This is a genomic window from Chryseobacterium sp. (assembly GCF_008014695.1).
Lineage (GTDB): Bacteria > Bacteroidota > Bacteroidia > Flavobacteriales > Weeksellaceae > Kaistella.
Map to the genome: position 1 here is coordinate 227,529 of NZ_VOXE01000001.1, position 18,182 is coordinate 245,710.

Annotated in this window: 15 protein-coding genes and 1 pseudogene; 11 read left to right on the plus strand and 5 right to left on the minus strand. The window is 43.0% G+C overall.

Features of this window, described 5'->3' with window-relative positions; genetic code table 11:
* Window positions 1–221 precede the first annotated feature (221 nt).
* From FUA25_RS01075 to FUA25_RS01105, 7 genes are all read left to right on the plus strand, one after another.
* A complete protein-coding gene (locus FUA25_RS01075) occupies window positions 222–839 on the plus strand; it encodes a hypothetical protein (RefSeq protein ID WP_147755051.1) in 618 nt (205 codons plus the stop codon).
* A gap of 18 nt (window positions 840–857) precedes the next feature.
* Complete coding sequence (locus tag FUA25_RS01080) at window positions 858–1,895, plus strand: pesticidal protein Cry7Aa (protein WP_147755052.1); 1,038 nt, start codon at window positions 858–860, stop codon at window positions 1,893–1,895.
* Window positions 1,892–4,225, plus strand: coding sequence for a glycosyltransferase (locus FUA25_RS01085; RefSeq protein ID WP_147755053.1), 2,334 nt, complete (start codon window positions 1,892–1,894; stop codon window positions 4,223–4,225). Before FUA25_RS01080 ends, FUA25_RS01085 begins: the two co-directional genes overlap by 4 nt.
* Before the next feature lie 253 nt (window positions 4,226–4,478).
* Entirely contained in the window at window positions 4,479–5,645 is a 1,167-nt protein-coding gene (locus tag FUA25_RS01090; protein ID WP_147755054.1) for a zinc-dependent alcohol dehydrogenase, read from the plus strand.
* Between the two features lie 220 nt (window positions 5,646–5,865).
* Window positions 5,866–6,552: a class I SAM-dependent methyltransferase gene (locus FUA25_RS01095; protein WP_147755055.1), complete on the plus strand. Its 687-nt coding sequence runs from the start codon at window positions 5,866–5,868 to the stop codon at window positions 6,550–6,552.
* Between the two features lie 111 nt (window positions 6,553–6,663).
* Window positions 6,664–7,029 (plus strand): BlaI/MecI/CopY family transcriptional regulator, encoded by a 366-nt coding sequence (locus FUA25_RS01100; RefSeq protein ID WP_147755056.1) that lies wholly within the window; start codon window positions 6,664–6,666, stop codon window positions 7,027–7,029.
* Window positions 7,030–7,334: 305 nt separating this feature from the next.
* On the plus strand, window positions 7,335–8,951 hold the full coding sequence (locus FUA25_RS01105; RefSeq protein WP_228411616.1) for a M56 family metallopeptidase: 1,617 nt from the start codon (window positions 7,335–7,337) through the stop codon (window positions 8,949–8,951).
* 57 nt (window positions 8,952–9,008) lie between these two features.
* Here the strand turns inward: FUA25_RS01105 and FUA25_RS13295 are convergent.
* Window positions 9,009–9,146 (minus strand): annotated as a pseudogene (locus FUA25_RS13295) (fructose-6-phosphate aldolase); the annotation flags it as partial.
* Window positions 9,147–9,414: 268 nt separating this feature from the next.
* Here FUA25_RS13295 and FUA25_RS01115 point away from each other — a divergent pair.
* Entirely contained in the window at window positions 9,415–10,263 is an 849-nt protein-coding gene (locus FUA25_RS01115) for a GLPGLI family protein (protein WP_185146628.1), read from the plus strand.
* A gap of 101 nt (window positions 10,264–10,364) precedes the next feature.
* Here FUA25_RS01115 and fsa read toward each other — a convergent pair whose 3' ends face one another.
* Window positions 10,365–11,018, minus strand: a complete 654-nt coding sequence (gene fsa, locus FUA25_RS01120; RefSeq protein WP_147755059.1) for a fructose-6-phosphate aldolase — start codon at window positions 11,016–11,018, stop codon at window positions 10,365–10,367.
* Window positions 11,019–11,257: 239 nt separating this feature from the next.
* Here fsa and pepE point away from each other — a divergent pair, with 239 nt between their 5' ends.
* The 3 genes from pepE to FUA25_RS01135 are packed head-to-tail and all read left to right on the plus strand — an operon-like array spanning window position 11,258 to window position 14,522.
* The gene (gene pepE, locus FUA25_RS01125; protein WP_147755060.1) at window positions 11,258–11,953 is read left to right on the plus strand and encodes a dipeptidase PepE; all 696 of its coding nucleotides are present in this window, start codon (window positions 11,258–11,260) and stop codon (window positions 11,951–11,953) included.
* 40 nt (window positions 11,954–11,993) lie between these two features.
* The gene (dacB, locus tag FUA25_RS01130; protein WP_147755061.1) at window positions 11,994–13,367 is read left to right on the plus strand and encodes a D-alanyl-D-alanine carboxypeptidase/D-alanyl-D-alanine-endopeptidase; all 1,374 of its coding nucleotides are present in this window, start codon (window positions 11,994–11,996) and stop codon (window positions 13,365–13,367) included.
* Window positions 13,368–14,522, plus strand: coding sequence for a sensor histidine kinase (locus FUA25_RS01135; protein ID WP_147755062.1), 1,155 nt, complete (start codon window positions 13,368–13,370; stop codon window positions 14,520–14,522).
* A 6-nt stretch (window positions 14,523–14,528) separates the two neighbouring features.
* On the opposite strand, the gene FUA25_RS01140 is transcribed toward FUA25_RS01135, so the two are convergent.
* The 3 genes from FUA25_RS01140 to FUA25_RS01150 all read right to left on the minus strand — a co-directional run bounded on the left by FUA25_RS01140 (window position 14,529) and on the right by FUA25_RS01150 (window position 18,174).
* On the minus strand, window positions 14,529–16,151 hold the full coding sequence (locus FUA25_RS01140) for a M1 family metallopeptidase (RefSeq protein WP_147755063.1): 1,623 nt from the start codon (window positions 16,149–16,151) through the stop codon (window positions 14,529–14,531).
* A 62-nt stretch (window positions 16,152–16,213) separates the two neighbouring features.
* Window positions 16,214–17,038 (minus strand): twin-arginine translocase subunit TatC, encoded by an 825-nt coding sequence (gene tatC / locus FUA25_RS01145; RefSeq protein WP_185146629.1) that lies wholly within the window; start codon window positions 17,036–17,038, stop codon window positions 16,214–16,216.
* Window positions 17,039–17,214: 176 nt separating this feature from the next.
* Window positions 17,215–18,174 carry an SIS domain-containing protein gene (locus FUA25_RS01150; RefSeq protein ID WP_147755064.1) on the minus strand — a complete coding sequence of 320 codons (960 nt, stop codon included), beginning with the start codon at window positions 18,172–18,174 and terminating at the stop codon, window positions 17,215–17,217.
* Window positions 18,175–18,182 lie beyond the last annotated feature (8 nt).

Sequence of the window (18,182 nt, forward strand, 5' to 3'; positions counted from 1 at the left end):
GTAAATAATGATACCGGTCATCTTAAAAAATGATGGAGACTCTTCTGCACTTTTTCTCTTCATAATTTATGAGTTTTCAAATTCAGCCCAATAAGTCCTTCAGAAGATTCACCGGTAGTCTGACGTACATCATGGTTACGTATGATAGCCGTCATCCTTTTTTTGACAAGGTTTGCTGAACTTTGAACAATACCAATTGTAAACATCTTAAATAAAATACGATGAAAACATTAAACTTCAGAATCCTGCTTGTCCTCTTAATAATTTTCCTGAATTCCTGCACTTCCACGCAGATTGTCAGCAGTTGGCGCGCGCCCGGTAAACAGCTTCACGCTGGGGAGTGGACCAAAGTTCTGGTGCTCGCCATGTTGAGAAATGAAACCGATCGTCGCCGTACAGAAGATGAAATGGTAAAATATCTTGATGGAAAAGGGATTGCCTCTTACAGCTATCTGGACGAAAATTTTAACAGAAGCGATGAACAGGCACTTCGGAACAAACTGAAAAATGATGGTTTCGATGCGGCTGTTACAATGCGTTTGGTTGATGTGGACAAGGAGAGAATATTTGTCCCCGCACAGCATTATAATTATCCGCTGTATTACGATAACTTCGGTAGATATTATTACAGGAACTGGCCGTTTTATACCACTCCTGGTTATTATTCCGTAACAACAAAGTTCATCATCGAAACGGTGATTTACTCTATTCCCGACGATAAGATCATTTGGTCAGGCATTACTGAAACCTATGATCCTGCAGGGGTAGTAAGATTAACAGATGAAATTGCAGGCGCCATTCGTCAGAAAATGCTGCAGGAAGGTTTTATTGAAAAATAATTTGTAAGTACAGACGTCATGGTCCGTGTAAAAAGAGAAGGCATCATCCTCGAAAAAACCACTTTGGGTTTTGAATGCTCAGGAGTTTTGAATCCGGCCGTTTTATATGAAGAGGGTGCGGTTCATATGTTTTACAGGGCACTGGGAAAGGACAATTACTCAAGTATTGGATACTGCAGAATAAGGGATCAGTTAAAAGTGGAAAGCCGCATGGAGATTCCTCTTCTTTTTCCTCAATATGAATACGAGAAAAAAGGCATTGAAGATCCGCGTATTGTTAAAATAGGAAATACTTATTACCTCACTTATACAGCCTTCGATGGGGTGAACGCAATGGGTGCACTGGCGACTTCACAGGATTTGGTCATCTGGGAAAAAAGAGGTCTTATCGTTCCTCAATATTCTTATGAAGAATTCAAACATCTGGCAGAATCAAGAGGGGAACTGAATGAAAAATATTTCCGTTTCAACGGCAAGTACGTGGTTCCAAAAAAAGACCGTAAAAAGATTCTTCTTTGGGATAAAGATATATTACTCTTTCCGCGCCGGGTCAACGGCAGATTGTATTTTTTGCACCGGATAAAACCGGATATTCAGATTGTTTCTGTACATGATCTCAGTGAGTTGACGCACAGTTTTTGGGATGCTTTCCTGCTGACATTCAGCGATCATATCCTGATTTCACCAAAATATGATCATGAAGTCAGTTATCTCGGTGGTGGCTGTCCGCCAATAGAAACAGAAGCTGGTTGGCTGCTGATTTACCATGGCGTTCACGACACTGTGGAAGGATATGTGTACTGTGTTTGTGCTGCCTTGCTGGATCTGGAGGATCCGGCGCATGAAATTGCCCGCTTGCCATATCCGCTCTTCAGACCCGAATATAATTATGAGCAGCATGGATTGGTGAATAATGTTTGCTTTCCTACAGGAACGGTGATCAATGATGATACTTTGTATATCTACTACGGAGCGGCAGACGAACATATTGCCTGTGCCTCAGTACGTCTTTCGGAATTATTAAATGAACTGAACGCTTTAAAACTGGCCCCATGAAAGAGAAACCGAACAGGTGGAGGAGAGGACCCGGCGATAACGCCCGGCGCTGTCTGACCACAAAAAAATTACCGCAGTGGCTCTTTTTGAGCACATTTCCTCCAAGAGAATGCGGCATTGCGACCTATTCGCAGGATTTAATAAAAGCAATGAACGATAAATTTGCCCAGTCCTTCGAGATCAAAGTGGCTGCACTGGAAAATGGCTGTCATCACCGGTACAGTACGGAAGTCATAGAGGTGCTGCAGACCCGGAACCCTTCTTCGTACCTTAAGCTGGCACAAAAAATCAAGAGTTCTGACCGCATAGAATTGGTGGTGCTGCAGCACGAGTTTGGATTGTTCCGACACAATGAAAAAGATTTATTGAAACTCCTAAACAACCTCAGAAAGCCTTTGGTGGTCGTTTTTCACACGGTTCTGCCGAAACCAAGCGCCGAAATCCAGCAGTACATTCAGGATATTGCAGAAATTTCGGATTCGTTGGTAGTGATGACCGATGCTGCTGCCGACATTTTACAGCTCGATTATCTTATTGAAATAGAAAAGATCAGTATAATACCACACGGCACCCATCTTGTAAAACATACGGATAAGGATATATTAAAGGAAAAATATGGATTTCAAGGCCGCAAAATACTTTCCACTTTCGGCTTACTGAGTTCCGGCAAAAGGATCGAAACTACATTAAGGGCTTTACCTGAAATTACGCAACAGCATCCCGATGTACTGTTTCTTGTTATAGGAAAAACACATCCGTCAGTCGTGCAGCACGAAGGTGAAAAATACCGCGAGGGTCTGGAACAGTTGGTCTGCGATCTGAAACTGAATAAAAATGTTCATTTCATCAACGAATATGTGACACTGGATACTCTGCTCGAATATCTACAGCTAACCGATATTTATCTGTTTACTTCAAGCGATCCCAATCAGGCAGTGAGCGGTACTTTTTCCTACGCCGTAAGCTGCGGCTGCCCCATTATCTCTACGCCTATTCCGCACGCCTGCGAAGTGCTGAAGAAAGAATGCGGCATTATAATAGATTTTAATGATTCTTCTGAGCTTGCAAGGCAGGCAATAAAACTGCTTGACGATGAGGGTTTTCGCAACCGCATCAGCCTGAACGGGCTTCACCGTATGGCGCCAACAGCGTGGGAGAATTCTGCAATTGCGCATGTACAGCTGTTTAAAAAAGTGTTGAACGGCCGCCCTGAAATCCACTATAAGATCCCCGAAATCAACCTCGATCACCTTCATAGACTTACAGTCGATTTTGGCATTATTCAGTTTGCAGTCATCAACCGACCCGATATCAATTCCGGTTATACTTTGGATGATAATGCACGGGCGCTGATCGCCATTTGCCACCATTACAGACTTTTCAGAAGAGAGATCGATGTAGCGCTGATCAGACTTTACTTCCGCTTTATTTCGTATTGTTATCAGGAGAATGGAGGATTTTTGAATTATGTGGATGTGCAAAAACACTTTACTGCACAGAATGAGGAAGATAACCTCGATGATGCTGCGGGCAGGGCAATATGGGCATTGGGATACCTGCTTTCTTTGCGGCATATTCTCCCTGCTCAACTGATTGCCGAAACCCTAAAATTATTCGACAAAGCTCTAGAGCATAGCCAAAGCATTCATTCTACACGTGCAATGGCATTTATAATCAAAGGTCTGTACTATGCCAACGTCAATACCGCTTCTTTACAACAAATTCAAAGACTGGAATTGTTTGCCGATCGTTTGGTGCAGATGTACCGCCACGAAGCCGATGAAAACTGGCAGTGGTATGAAAGTTATTTAACCTATGCCAACAGTCTGCTCCCGGAAGCTTTGCTTTTTGCCTGGCGAATGACCCATAAGGAAATATACCGCGAAATTGCGGCAGATTCATTCCATTTTCTGATCGCAAAAATCTTTACCGAAGACAGAATTAAAGTCATTTCAAACAGAGGCTGGCTGCACAATGGTCAGGAAATAAATGACTCAGACCAAGGTGGCGAGCAGGCCATTGATGTGGCTTATACCGTAATGGCCCTAAGCGAATTTTACACGACTTTTAAAGTGAAGGAGTACAAAGACAAGATGTTCACAGCCTTCACCTGGTTTCTCGGCAATAACCACCTGAATAGGATTGTTTACAACCCTTGCACGGGTGGCTGTTTCGACGGCGTGGAAGAGGACTATATCAACCTGAATCAGGGTGCCGAATCCACGGTGAGCTATCTCATGGCAAGATTAACAGTGGAAGAATATTTGGTAAAGACAAAATTGCCTGATCCATTGCCGAAAACAGAGAATACCCTGCCTTTAATTTCTTGATTTCGAGCAAGTAATTACTTTCAGCATTCAACACCCAGACCGTATCCTGTAATTCGCGCCCACTACTTCTTATTTTAAAGATTTCCCCAAAAACTAGCTTGTCAGAATACATATCCCTAAAAATAATACATTACGTCGCTATTAGGCACATCGTTTGATACCCGTTTGTACAGACGAACCAATTTCGTTGGCCTGAGTGGTATTGTTCTGCCGCTTTTTTCTTTTAAATCAAATTACATTAAAATAAATCATTATGAAAGCAGCAGTATTTCACGCGCCGGGTAAAATTACCTGTGACACCATTGAAGATCCGAAAATCGAAGACCAGTCGGATATCATCTTAAAAGTAACCTCTACCGCGATATGTGGAAGCGATCTTCACATGTATTCAGGAGGAATTCCGCAGGCCCGGCCAATGGTCATGGGCCACGAATTCATGGGAATTGTGGAGGATGTGGGCAGCAGCATCACGAATCTAAAAGTAGGGGACAGAGTGGTAGTACCGTTTCCGATTGCCTGTGGCGGATGTTTCTTCTGCGACCATGACCTTCCGGGAGGCTGCGAGAACAGCAATCCCGAGAATTACGGCCCGGAAGGAGGAATCCTCACCGAAAAAGGCGGCGGAATGTTTGGATATTCCGATTTATACGGAGGCTACAACGGCGGTCAGGCACAGTATGTGCGGGTGCCGTACGCCAATAACGGTCCGCGAAAAGTTCCGGAAGGAATGAAGGACGAACAGGTGCTCTTTCTCACCGATATATTTCCTACAGGCTATACAGGAGTAATGTGGGGTGAACTCAAAGGCGGCGAAACCGTAGCCATATTTGGTGCGGGTCCTGTCGGAATTATGGCAGTAAAAAGCGCTGCCCTCTTCAGCCCGAAGAAAATAATTGTAGTCGATACATTACAGTACCGTTTGGATCATATCAAAAAACTAACAGGATGCGAAACCGTGCTCTGGAAAAATGCCAAAGATACCGTAGAGGAAATCCGTCATATGACTGACGGTCGCGGGGCTGACCTATGTATTGACGCAGTGGGTTTTGAACCGGAAAGGGATTTGATCGACCGTGCAAAAGCCACCATAAATTTTGAAAAAGGTTCGATAAAAGTACTTGAAGCGTGTATGAGTGCAGTCAGAAGGGGCGGTAGGATCTCAATTCTTGGGGTATATCCTGTAAATTATGACAATTTCAAACTGGGACAGATCTTCGACAAAGGACTCACCATCAAAGCAGGCCAGGCACCGGTACATGCCATCATCGACAAACTGATGAATCATGTGGTGGCAGGAGAAGTGGTGCTTGATGACATGATCACTCATAAACTTTCCTTGGATGAGGTGAGCAAAGGCTATGAAATGTTCGACAAAAAACAGGATGGCTGTGTTAAAGTTGTGCTTGATCCGTGGAAATAAAAATGGTTTTTAATTAAGATATTTCAAATCAATATATCAAAGGAGAATCAGGAAACTGATTCTCTTTTTTATTAAAATGTCAACAAGTAGACTTACACCCCTAACCTTATTCTGCACACCTCAAAATTTGTACTTCACACTTCATACTTCAAAATTCCGTATTTTTGTATGAAGATAGGGAAGCCTAAACAGATCCCAATTTATACTTCATACTTTAAAAATGACTGATTTACCCGGCCTGGCCATTCATGATTTTTATTACGGAAAAAACACAGCAGGGCTTTTTGTGGAAGACCGCTTCGGGCCTGAAGTTGAAATGCCGGTTTCTCTTTATTTCCGTACTGCCGAAGAAATGCCCGAACTGGAGCGGATAGCGCTTGAAGAATGCCGGGGAAGGGTGTTGGATATTGGGGCCGGCGCCGGTTCACATGCGCTGGAGCTTGAAAGAAAGAGTCTTGATGTCACCGCACTGGAAATATCTCCGAAATCTTGCGAAGTCATGGAGCAGAGAGGGCTAAGAAAAGTACTACTGAAAGATTTTTTCCAGCTGGAAGATGAAAAGTTTGATACACTGCTACTCCTCATGAATGGGGTGGGAATTTCTTCCACACTGGCTGGATTTCGCGATTTTCTGAAAAAATGCAGCAGCCTCCTCAATCCATCCGGCAGCCTGATTTTTGACTCATGCGATATTGCCTATATGTATGAAGACCTCGAATTTCCTCAAAACTATTACGGCGAAGTGGAATGCCGTTACCACTACGGAACAGCCTTAACCGATTGGTTCAAATGGCTCTACATTGATCAGGGAACCATGAAGAAAACCGCGGGCGAAGAAGGTTGGTCAGCGGAAATCGTGTATACAGATGAAATTGACCAGTATCTTGCAGTGCTGAAGAAAAACTGACATTTTCTATTTGATTATCAATACCTTATGTGTTTTACAGTGTTATCACTATTAAAATAGTTGTACGAGAGAAATTTTATCTTATATTTGTATAACTAAATAGATAGTGATATGCAGATAACACAGCTCACCAAAGCAGAAGAACAGGTAATGCAGTACTTGTGGGAACTCAAGAAAGCTTTTCTAAAAGACATTCTGGAGCTTTTTCCCAACCCTAAACCGCACACCAATACCGTGTCAACAATCCTGAAAGTCTTAAAAGATAAAGATTTTGTGGATTATAAAGTTTTCGGGAGGCAGCATGAGTATTTTCCGTTGGTCACGAAAGAAAAATACAGCGGAAAATCGATGAAAAGCCTCGTGAAAAATTACTTTGAAGGATCCTATACAAACGCGGTTTCTTTCCTCATCGAAAGAAATGAACTGAGTGTGGAGGATCTTGAAATGCTGCTTAATGAACTTAAAAACAAAGACTGATGGAACCGCTGCTGTTGTACATCTTGAAAGTTTTTTTGACTTCGGGTGTAATGTTTATGTATTATAAAGTGTTTCTGAAAGACCGGACGTTTCACGAATACAACCGTTTCTATCTCTTGGCCACAGTGGTGATAAGCTTATTGCTCCCACTGTTGAAATTGAGTTATTTCACAATGGAAATAAAAAGCGGCAGCCGATTATTGAATAATACTTTAGATATATTTAATTCAAGCAAAGCTATAAGCGATGATCACTTTTATTTTAAAATTGCTTTTCTCCTTGTTGGACTGGTTACTGTCATTTTTTTGATCAGACTTACGGCCGGTATTCTGAAAATTTACTGGATCAGAAAAACCTATCCGGTGGAAAATTTTGAAGGCATAAAATTTTACCAGACCGATTTACAGAATGCTCCGTTTTCATTTTTCCGGAACCTCTTCTGGAAGATTTCAATACCCATCAGTTCGGATCTGGGACGCCAGATACTGAAACATGAAATGGTTCATATGGAGCAGCGACACTCCTGGGATAAAATGTTCATGGAAGTAGTGACTGCTGTATTCTGGGTCAATCCTGTATTTTTTGTGATCAGCAAAGAGCTCAGCCTGATCCACGAATATCTCGCTGATAAGAAAGCCCTTAAAAATTCCGACACGAAAGCATTTGCGCAGATGCTGCTGGCCAGCCATTTTTCCGGAAATCATCTTCCGGCCACGAGCCCCTTTTTATCTTCTAACCTTAAAAAAAGATTAATCATGCTTAAAAAATCAAAAACAAAATTTGGATATGCACGGAAGATCCTTGCATTGCCGATCCTGTTTCTCCTGACATTCGCATATATGGTAAATGCAAAAAACAAAGAGATTGCAGAGGTCAATATGCTGATCACGCAACGGGGTGAAACCATGAAAAAAGATACCATAAAACCACAGTCCTCGCAGCAACTGAAGCCGGATTCCCAAAAAACGGATATAAAATCCTCTCAAAAACCGGGCAGTCCGAATAAGAAGACCATGGAAATCAGCGAGCGCCTTCAGACTAAAAGCAGAGAACTGCAGGAACTGGCGGAGAAGAAAGATTTCAACAATCCCCGTTTACAGGAATTGGGAAAGGAAATAAGTGAACTCAGCAGCAGGCTTGATGATCTGTTGAAGTCGGAACCAGAGCAGGGAAGCTTAGACAGAAGTCTTGTGGAACTCGAAAAATTAATGAACTCGGAATCTTTCGCCCTGAAACTGAAAGAAGCAGAAATGAAATCCGGCGAAGTCGCTAAAATGCTGAATTCACCGGAATTTAAGGCAAGGCTCAGGGAAGTGGAAGAAAGAGCAGAAGAGTTGAGGAAAACAGTAAACACCCCTGCATTTCGTCGAAAGCTCAGAAACGCCGAGAAAAATGCAGAAAAAGCAAGAAAACTGTTGAATTCTCCGCAGTTTAAAGAAAGAATCAGAAATGCAGAAGCAAAAGAAGCTAACAAAAGAACCGCCTATTTACAGGAAACCAAAAGGTTTAAGATAAGTCAGGATATAAACAGGATTTATTCTGATAAAGAAATTGGCGAAATGAGAAAGGAAGCAGAAAGAATGCAGATCGCAGCTGAAAAACGCCAAGAGGAGAAGCGCAAATCTCAGAATTTTAAGATTGCAATTTTAAAAGCTGATGTATCCTCCGTCTTAATTTACGATGCTGCCGGAAAAGTGCTTTCTGAAAAGATGCTTCCTGCTCGTCCCGTTGTTACAGATTTGAACCATTCAAAATTGTACGTGAACGGAAAGCAGGTCTCACCTGATGAATTTGATAGATTTAGCGCAGATCAATTGATGATGGAAAATAAAAAAGCAAGCAATATCAAAACACTCACTTTTGCTCGCACAGGCGACAGCAATAAATCAAAACTCGACAGGATTGAAATCACTACAAAATAAACAAGACCCGGGAATTTAATTCCTAGGTCTTGCTTTTATTTATGGGAAGTAACTAACTTAAGAAAACTTTTTTACATCTGCCACAAACTGCGCCAGTCCGCTGTCCGCTAAAGGATGCTTAAGCAGGATCAGAATTGAGGAAAGAGGCGATATAATTACGTCAGCGCCTACTTTTGCACAGTTGATGATATGCATCGGCGATAGAGGCCGCCAGAATTTCGGTGCGAAAAAAGATTTCTAATTCTACCAAAGCTTAATATGATTATCTTTATTTTCAAACTGCTGATCAATCTGGTCGATGGGCTGCTCTCGGTTTTGTGATAGAAATTTACGTTTTTCAGAAAATTATTACGTAGTATAAATGGTTTCTGTCAAGACTAAAAATACCACTGGCGTCATCCTTTGTCTCCCGTCATATGAACTGCGGTCAGGGATTTTTTTCTATCTTCATAAAAATTTTACAATGAAAAATTTCGTTTTGCTTTTTCTCCTTTTCGGGGTTTTCTCAAGCGCACAGAACCAAAGGTTCCTCTACGAATACCGTTTTATACTGGATTCAACCGATAGGGACTCTGGCAAAAAGGAAATGATGGTTCTGGATGTTTCCCCTGAAGGCTCCAAATTTCTTAGCATCGACAGAATGAAGTCAGATTCGGTAATGGCGGCGCGACTGAAAACCAATCCGGGGAATTTTGATTTTAAGGGAATTAAATTTGGACAGATCACCACGGTGGTCGAAAAGCGTTATCCCGACTTCAGCATCACTTTTTTTGACCAAATCGGCATGAATGAATATCAGGTGAATGACGACAGAAAGATGACCTGGAAAATTCTGCCCGAAAAAGAAACGATCGGAGAATTCAGCGTGCAAAAAGCAACGATCAAACTTTTCGGAAGAAACTGGACTGCGTGGTTTACCACCGAAATTCCGATTCAGGATGGGCCATACAAATTTCACGGTCTTCCCGGTCTTATTTTGAAAATTGCAGATGATAAAAACACCCATGTATTTGAAATAAAATCCGTTTCAAAATTCCCAGGAGAGATGAAATGGAGCTTCGAGGCAGATAAAGCTCATGTACAACCTCTCATAAAAGTAAATGCAGCCGCCTATAAAAAGCTGTTTATGGTAAACCGCGAAAATCCTTCGCAGGAGATCCGCCAGATCATGACATCCGGAAGAAAAGTGACGATGACCGATGAAACGGGCAAGGTATTGGACATTGAAAAAGTTTTACGCGACAGGGACCGTAATCAGAAAGCAGAAAATCAGAAAAATAATAATATTCTGGAATTGGACCTACTCAAATGATTTAATTGGTAATAAAATTCCGGCGAGTTTCAAAAGCCTTATGATAAATAAAAAATCCTGAACAGCAATGTTCAGGATTTTCTGTGATATTGATGGGCTGCTTACGACAGTTTCTTCGCATCAGCAACAAACTGCGCCAGTCCGCTGTCTGTTAAAGGATGCTTAAGCAGGCTCAGAATTGAGGAAAGGGGAGATGTGATCACATCTGCTCCTACTTTTGCACAGTTGATGATATGCATCGGCGAACGGATAGACGCCGCCAGAATTTCGGTGCCGAAATAATAATTGTCATAAATCAGTCGTATTTCTTCAATAAGGTTCATGCCGTCTACCGAAATATCATCGAGTCTGCCAAGGAACGGAGACACATAATTGGCTCCTGCTTTGGCCGCCAAAAGGGCCTGTCCTGCAGAAAAAATCAGCGTACAGTTCGTTTTGATCCCTTTGTCGGAAAAATATTTCAACGCTTTGATCCCGTCTTTAATCATGGGGATTTTCACCACTATATTCGGGTGGATCGCTGCGAGTTCGTCACCTTCCTTAATCATTTCTTCATAAGTGGTCGACAGTACTTCTGCAGAAATATCGCCGTCCGCAATCTCGCAGATGGTTTTGTAATGCTGCATAATCGCCTGAGTCCCGCTGATGCCTTCTTTCGCCATCAGCGACGGATTGGTCGTAACGCCGTCCAGAATCCCAAGATCCTGCGCTTCCCGGATCTGATCCAGATTTGCAGTGTCAATAAAAAATTTCATGTTTCTTTTTTTTAGATTGATGCAAAGATAATTCAATTTTTCAGGAGCAACAAGTGAAGGGATGGTATCAGGTGCAGTCCGGCTTTCCGTTACAATCTTTTTTTTGGGGTTCAGGCGCGGCCGCAGGCCGAGCCTGAACCCCAAAAAAAAGGATTTCCCCTCCAATCCGGGCTAAAACCGGCTCCGGATTTCCTTCCATCACTAAAATTCTTTAATTTTACACACCTAACATCCAACACATGAATCTCCTCCTCGCATCCACCTCCACGCTTTTCGGCGGAAATTACCTGGAATACCTCCGTTCAGAAATCACCACACTTTTTAATGGAATTGATGAAATCATATTCATTCCCTTTGCGCGGCCGGGCGGAATTTCCCACGAAGATTATACGGCAAAAGCAGCGGAATTTTTTGCAACAATCGGTATCAATGTGCGCGGACTGCACGAATTTGAAGATAAAAAAGCAGCGGTTGAAAGCGCTCAGGGATTTTTTACAGGCGGCGGAAATACCTTTCTTCTCGTAAAGACGCTTCACGAAGAAAACCTTATGCAGATTCTGAAAGAAAATATAAAAAAAGGCAAACCGTATCTGGGAGCCAGCGCCGGTTCCAACATTGGTGGACCCAACATGAAAACCACGAACGACATGCCGATTGTCTATCCGCCCAGTTTCGACACGATGGGACTGGTGCCTTTCAACCTCAATCCGCATTATCTGGATCCAAGTCCGGATCTAAAGCACAATGGGGAAACCCGCGAGACACGCATCAGAGAATTTTTAACCCAGAACGACACCAAAGTGGTCGGTTTGCGCGAAGGAAACTGGATCCGCTGCAACGGCGACCGCATTACCGTGGAAGGTTCGGAAAAAACCCGCATTTTTGAAAAAGGCATTGAACCGCACGAAATCGAACCGGGGAGCGCGCTGAACTAGTATAACGATCTTTTCATTATATTTGACTAAAATAGACTGAATGAAAAAGATTTTTGCCGCCCTGTTCTTGTGTTCCCAACTCATATTCTCCCAGGATATTGCCCAGAAAATGGATGCAGCCACTAAAAATCTTCTCAGTTCTGCACCTGCCTATTCATCGTCGCTTTCCCTTTATATTTCCGATGATGCTGGAAATTTTGTTTATGAATATCAGGGCAACAGAGGTCTTTCAACTGCCTCCACGCAGAAGATTTTTACGGCCGCCTGTGCACTCGAAACTTTGGGAAGTACCTACACCTTTAAAACCACTTCCTCTTTTTCCGGCACGGTGGAGAAAGGCAGCCTGAACGGAAATCTTTTTATCTTTTCCACCGGCGACCCGACTTTGGGAAGCTGGCGTTTCGATGGCTACAAACCTGAAAATTTCAGACAGAAACTCATAGAAGCTCTTAAAAATAAAGGGATCTCAAAAATTTCGGGAGACCTGATTATCGATGATTCTTATTTTGATTTCCAGACGGTTCCCGGCGGCTGGCCATGGAATGATATGGGAAATTATTATGGAGCCGGCGTTTGGGGTATCAACTGGCGCGAAAATCAGTTCGACATCAATATGAACGGCAACGATATAAAAAGTTTTAATGTAGACCTGCCCGGTGTAAAATGGGTGAACGAAGCCAAAACCGCAGGAAGTTCCGATCAGAGCCTCATTTTTACCGCTCCGCACTCTGCGGTGGCCTATATCAACGGTACCCTTCCTTCAAAAGCCATTACCGTTTCAGGCGCTACACCTGATCCGCCACTGACTTTGGGAAATGAAATTAAAAAATGGCTGCAGGAATCAGGAATTGATTTTACCGGAAAAGTGACCTCCGTTAGTCAGGAGAAAATCAACGGCGAAAAAATGCAGACCGCACCCAAAAACAATATTTTGTTGGAATACAGATCACCGACGCTCGACAAAATCATCTACTGGTTTCTGCGCAAAAGTGTGAATCTCTACGGCGAAACGCTCGTAAAGACCCTCGGAAAAGAGAAAAAAAATACGGGGAGTTTTGATGCAGGCATCGATTTTATGAAAGAGTTTTGGAAAAGCAAAGGGATCAATGCCGCGATGATCAATTTTGCGGATGGCAGCGGCCTTTCGCCCCAGAATTACGTTTCGGCACGGGCGGAGGTTCAGGCGTTGCTGTATGCGAAGAAACAGCCGTGGTTCAATGATTTTCATGAAGGATTTCCGACCCAGACCAACGGCATGATGATGAAAAGCGGCACGATGAAGGACACCAAATCCTTCGCCGGCTACCATACTGCTGCCAACGGAAAAAAATACGTGTTTGCAGCCATCATCAATAATTATCAGGGTGGCGACATCAGCGGCGCCCTGTATAAAATACTGAACGAATTAAAATAGATGAGACGGAGAAATTTTTTTTCAAGATTTAACAACTGGTTTGTATTCATCCTTTTTACGGTGGTGGTCACGACCCTCGTTTTTGCGCTGACCATCCTCATCAATTACCTCAAAAAAGAGGAGATCAAAAGGATTGATTTACTGGCTAACGCCATCAAATACCAGCAGGATGTGGTGGCGCCGGATCCGCTGGTACAGGATCTCGTGCTCCAGATTTATACCTCCAATCAAACGATTCCGGTCATCATTACCGATAAAAACGGGAGGCCTATTGACCACCGTAACCTTCCTCGAAATATAGAGAATGACACCAAAAAAATTCAGGAGCTGGCAGTGAAAATGTCCCGCACCTATCCGCCGATTGAACTCAAATTTCCGAGTGGAAACAATCAGTTTGTATATTTCGACAATTCATTGTTGCTGAATAATCTGCAGTATTCACCATATATTTTAGGGGTGTTGATTTTTCTCTATCTGATTTTTTCTTTCTGGTTTCTGCGGACCGTGAAAAAAACCGATGAAGGCTATGTTTGGGCCGGTCTGGCCAAAGAAACAGCTCACCAGATCGGTACGCCGCTTTCTTCGATGATCGGCTGGATCGAGATCCTGCGGATGGAAAACCAGAACAGCGAAGGCGTAAAGGAAATTGAAAAAGACATCAACCGCCTGCGTACGATTTCTGAAAGGTTTTCAAAAATCGGCTCGGTTCCGGAACTGAACGACCTGAATCTGAATGAAACGGTTCAGCAGAATTTCAACTATCTCAGAACAAGGATTTCTTCCAAAGTAGAGTTCACGCTTCGGATGCCGAAAGGGGAGATCCTGATTCCGCACAACAGGATTCTACTGAGCTGGGTCATCGAAAATCTCGTGAAAAATGCGGTAGATGCGATGAAAGGTCTCGGCAAACTGGAAATTCAGATGTACGAAAAAAATAAAAATGTCATCATCGATTTCCGCGACTCCGGTTCCGGAATGAATGGGTCGCAGGCGCGGAATGTTTTTAAACCGGGATTTTCAACTAAAAAGCGGGGGTGGGGCCTTGGTTTGTCATTGGCCAAGCGGGTTATGAAAGAATACCATAAAGGTGATATAAAAGTTGCCCAAACCGAAGTGGGTAAGGGCACTGTTTTCAGAATCACAATGAAGTCCTGAATTTAATTAATTTTTTTTCTGATAGACCTGACGGTAAAGAACGTAATAGTTCGGGTCAAATTCTGCGGGTTTTCCGCCGGTGATTTTTACAGTCTGTCTTTCAGTTGTAGGATAAATGGTTTGGTTATTTCTGAGTCTTAACGGGATGTGGAATCCTTCCACAACATTGTCGTACCAAAATTCCAGTGTGTCACCGGTTTGGATGTAGAGGAGCGCCGGAATTTGCGTGGTTCTTAAATACTGGTTGAAGACAGGAGAAAAATCGATTCCCGATTTTTTGGAAATATAGTTTTCCACTTCCTGTGTGGTGACGGTCTGGTGATAGAAATCCTTGTTCAGGCCTCTGAGAATCTGTCGGAATTTTTCATCGTTGTTAATGACCTGCCGGATCGTGTGCAGCATATTGGCGCCTTTGAAATACATATCTCCGCTGCCTTCATTTCGTACACCGTATTGTCCGATAATAGGTTCATCGTTCTGAATGTTGAGACGGATTCCCTGAACATAGCGTTCTGCTGCATTTTTGTCCATGAAATTTTCAGTAAATAGCGTCTCGGAATAGTCTGTGAAACCTTCATGAATCCACATATCGGCCTGGTCTTTAGCGGTGATGCTGTTGGCAAACCATTCATGTCCGCTTTCGTGAACGATGATGTAATCCCAGTTCATCCCGACTCCAGTCCCAGATAGATCTCTGCCCAAATATCCATTCTCATACTGGTTACCATACGCAACGTTGCTTTGGTGTTCCATACCGAGATATGGACTTTCGACAAGTTTATAGGAGTCTTCATAAAAAGGATAGGGCCCGAACCAGTATTCAAATGCTTTAAGCATCGGCTTCACCTGTGTGAACTGTTTTTTGGCTTTTGCAAGCTGATAGTCCAAGACCCAGTAATCCAGATCGAGTTTCCCTTTTTCGCCGTTGTAAGTATCTTTGAAGTTCACATATTTCCCGATATTTGGAACAATAGAGTAGGCGTTGATGGGATTTTTAACTTCCCACGTAAATATGTTTTTATCTTTTTCGGTCGTTTTCGAAATAAGCCTTCCGTTGCCGACCCCCGTTAAATCTTTCGGGGTAATGATCTTCATTACGACGCCGTTGTCGGGTTCATCGCTCCAGAGATCTTTTACAGGCAGCCATACCGAAGCGCCAATTCCTTCCTGGGCAACACTCATAAACGGGTGTCCATTTTGGTCTTTTTCAAAAACCCATCCGCCGTCCCACGGTGCATTTTTTGCCACGCGTGGTTTTCCCGAGAACTGAATGGTAAAGGAATGCACCTCTCCTTTTTTATAGGATCGGTCAGCATCAATATAAATGAAATCACCTTCGCGTCTGGAAGAAAGTTTATTTCCTCCTCCAATGATTTTGTAATCCATGGGTTGCTGAAGATCGATCTGGAATACGGGCCGGCTGATGTCCTTCGTGATCTCAAAAGTAATCGTATTCGTACCTGAAACCGATCTTTTTTCAAAATACGGTTCTACGGAAAGTTCATATTTTTTGACATCCCAGAAGTTCCGGAATTTCGTGTCAGAACCTTTCAGCGAATCCTCTTTCGTGAAATTTTGGGCAAACATCCCCGCCGAAACGGCTAAAAATAAAAGCGAAAATCTGTTCATTTTAAAGAATTGAATACCAAATATAGAATTTTTTAAAACACGCAGACCTTTTTCCGCTCCTTTTACGAAGTTGTCGTCGGAAGATGCTCCTTTTTCTGCAGTCTTCTGAAGGTATATCCGCTCATGATAATACTGAATTCATAGAGTAGCAGCAGTGGGAGTGCGGCCATCATCATGCTCAGCACATCGGCCGGAGTAATAATAGCGGCCACAACCATAATCAGAACAATGGCGTGCCGGCGGTAGGTTTTCATAAAAACCGGCGTCAGAATACCGATATTGGTCAGAAAATAAACAATCACCGGAAAAAGGAAGATCACACCCATCCCCAGAACTACCTGGAGAAAGAGGGTGGTATAGTCGGAAAGGTCATAAAGCGGTACAATAATGTCGGAAATCTTGAAAATCACCCCAAAATTAATGGCAAAAGGAAGGATCATGAAATAACCCACAAGTATGCCTGTTAAGAAAAGGATCCAAACAAAATTAATCATGAACACTGAGTTTTTTCTTTCTTTCGGATGCAGCGCTGGAGAAATAAAACGCCAGAGTTCCCAAACCATATATGGAAATGCGAGAACCATTCCGCCAAAAAGCGAAACCGCCATCATTACATTGAACTGCTGATACAGTTTCTGAACCCGTACCGGAAATTCTTTCGGAAGGTGGATGCTGTCTTCGCCCAGAATCATCCGCGAAAAATGGTTGACAACACGGAAAGTAGGAAAGTTGTTTCGCGTAGGTCCGAAAAAAATATGATCCATGATCCAGTTAATATTATAACCAATCAGCACAGCGGCCACGATTACAGCAATAAGGGACCGGATCAGGTGCCCTCTTAATTCTCCGATGTGTCCCCAAAAGGACATTTCTTTTACCTCTTTCACGAATTTTTTTATTTATAGTTGATCTCTGCTGCTCTTCTTCCGGCGAAATTAAAGAAAATATCCATCAATATTCCCACTGATCCCGGATTCATCTCATCCTTCTCACTTCAGCCCCCATATTTCGTACTGCGCAATCCTTCCCAGTTGTTCTTTTACCTTGTCGCTTTAGGCTTGCATCAACCGATTCCTTCATCCAGCAATCTGTGAATATCGATGATTCCAAAGTATTTCCCGTGGTCCGTAACAATAAGCTGGCCGATGTTTCTTTCCTTTAAGATCTGCATGGCTTCTTTGGCCAATGTATTTTTATCCACACTCTTCGGATTGCGGCTCATAATGTCTTTTGCAGTAATTGCTGAAACATCCTTTTCACTCATGAGCATTCTGCGCAGATCGCCATCGGTAATGACCCCTGTAATATTTTCTGCATCGGTCACTACAGTAATTCCGTGCGTGGAAGCGCTCACCGATATGATGATATCCCGGATTCCGGCATTTTCCGGTACTTGAGGTTTTTGGGAAGAAAGGAACTGGCCTACTTTTGCCGTCAGGTTTTTTCCGAGGTTTCCACCCGGATGAAATTTAGCGAAGTCGTGTTCCTGAAAACCGTTCAGTTCCATGAGGCAAACCGCCAGAGCGTCTCCCAAAGCCATCTGTACGGTCGTTGAACTGGTCGGCGCCAGTTTGATGGGGCATGCTTCTTTTTCTACCGAACTGTTAAGGACGACATCCGAAAATTCAGCCAGTTTCGACTTTAAATTTCCCGTCATGCCGATTAACGCAGAAGAATAATCCTTTAAAAAAGGGAGAAGCGTAACGATTTCAGGCGAATTTCCCGAGTTCGAGATGCAGAGCACCACATCGGTCTTCTGGATCACACCTAAATCGCCGTGGATCGCTTCGGAGGCATGAAGAAACTGTGATGGCGTTCCGGTGGAGTTTAAAGTGGCCACAATCTTGTTTCCAACATGTGCAGATTTGCCGATTCCTACGATAATCAATTTTCCTTTTGAAGTATGAATGATCTCCACGGCTTTCAGAAAATCTTCGTCGAGACGGTTTCTGAGGTTTTCAAGTTCAGTGATTTCAATGGAAACAGCGTTTTTGGCAATCTGCAGAAGGTCGGGTCTGTTCATTTTTGTAG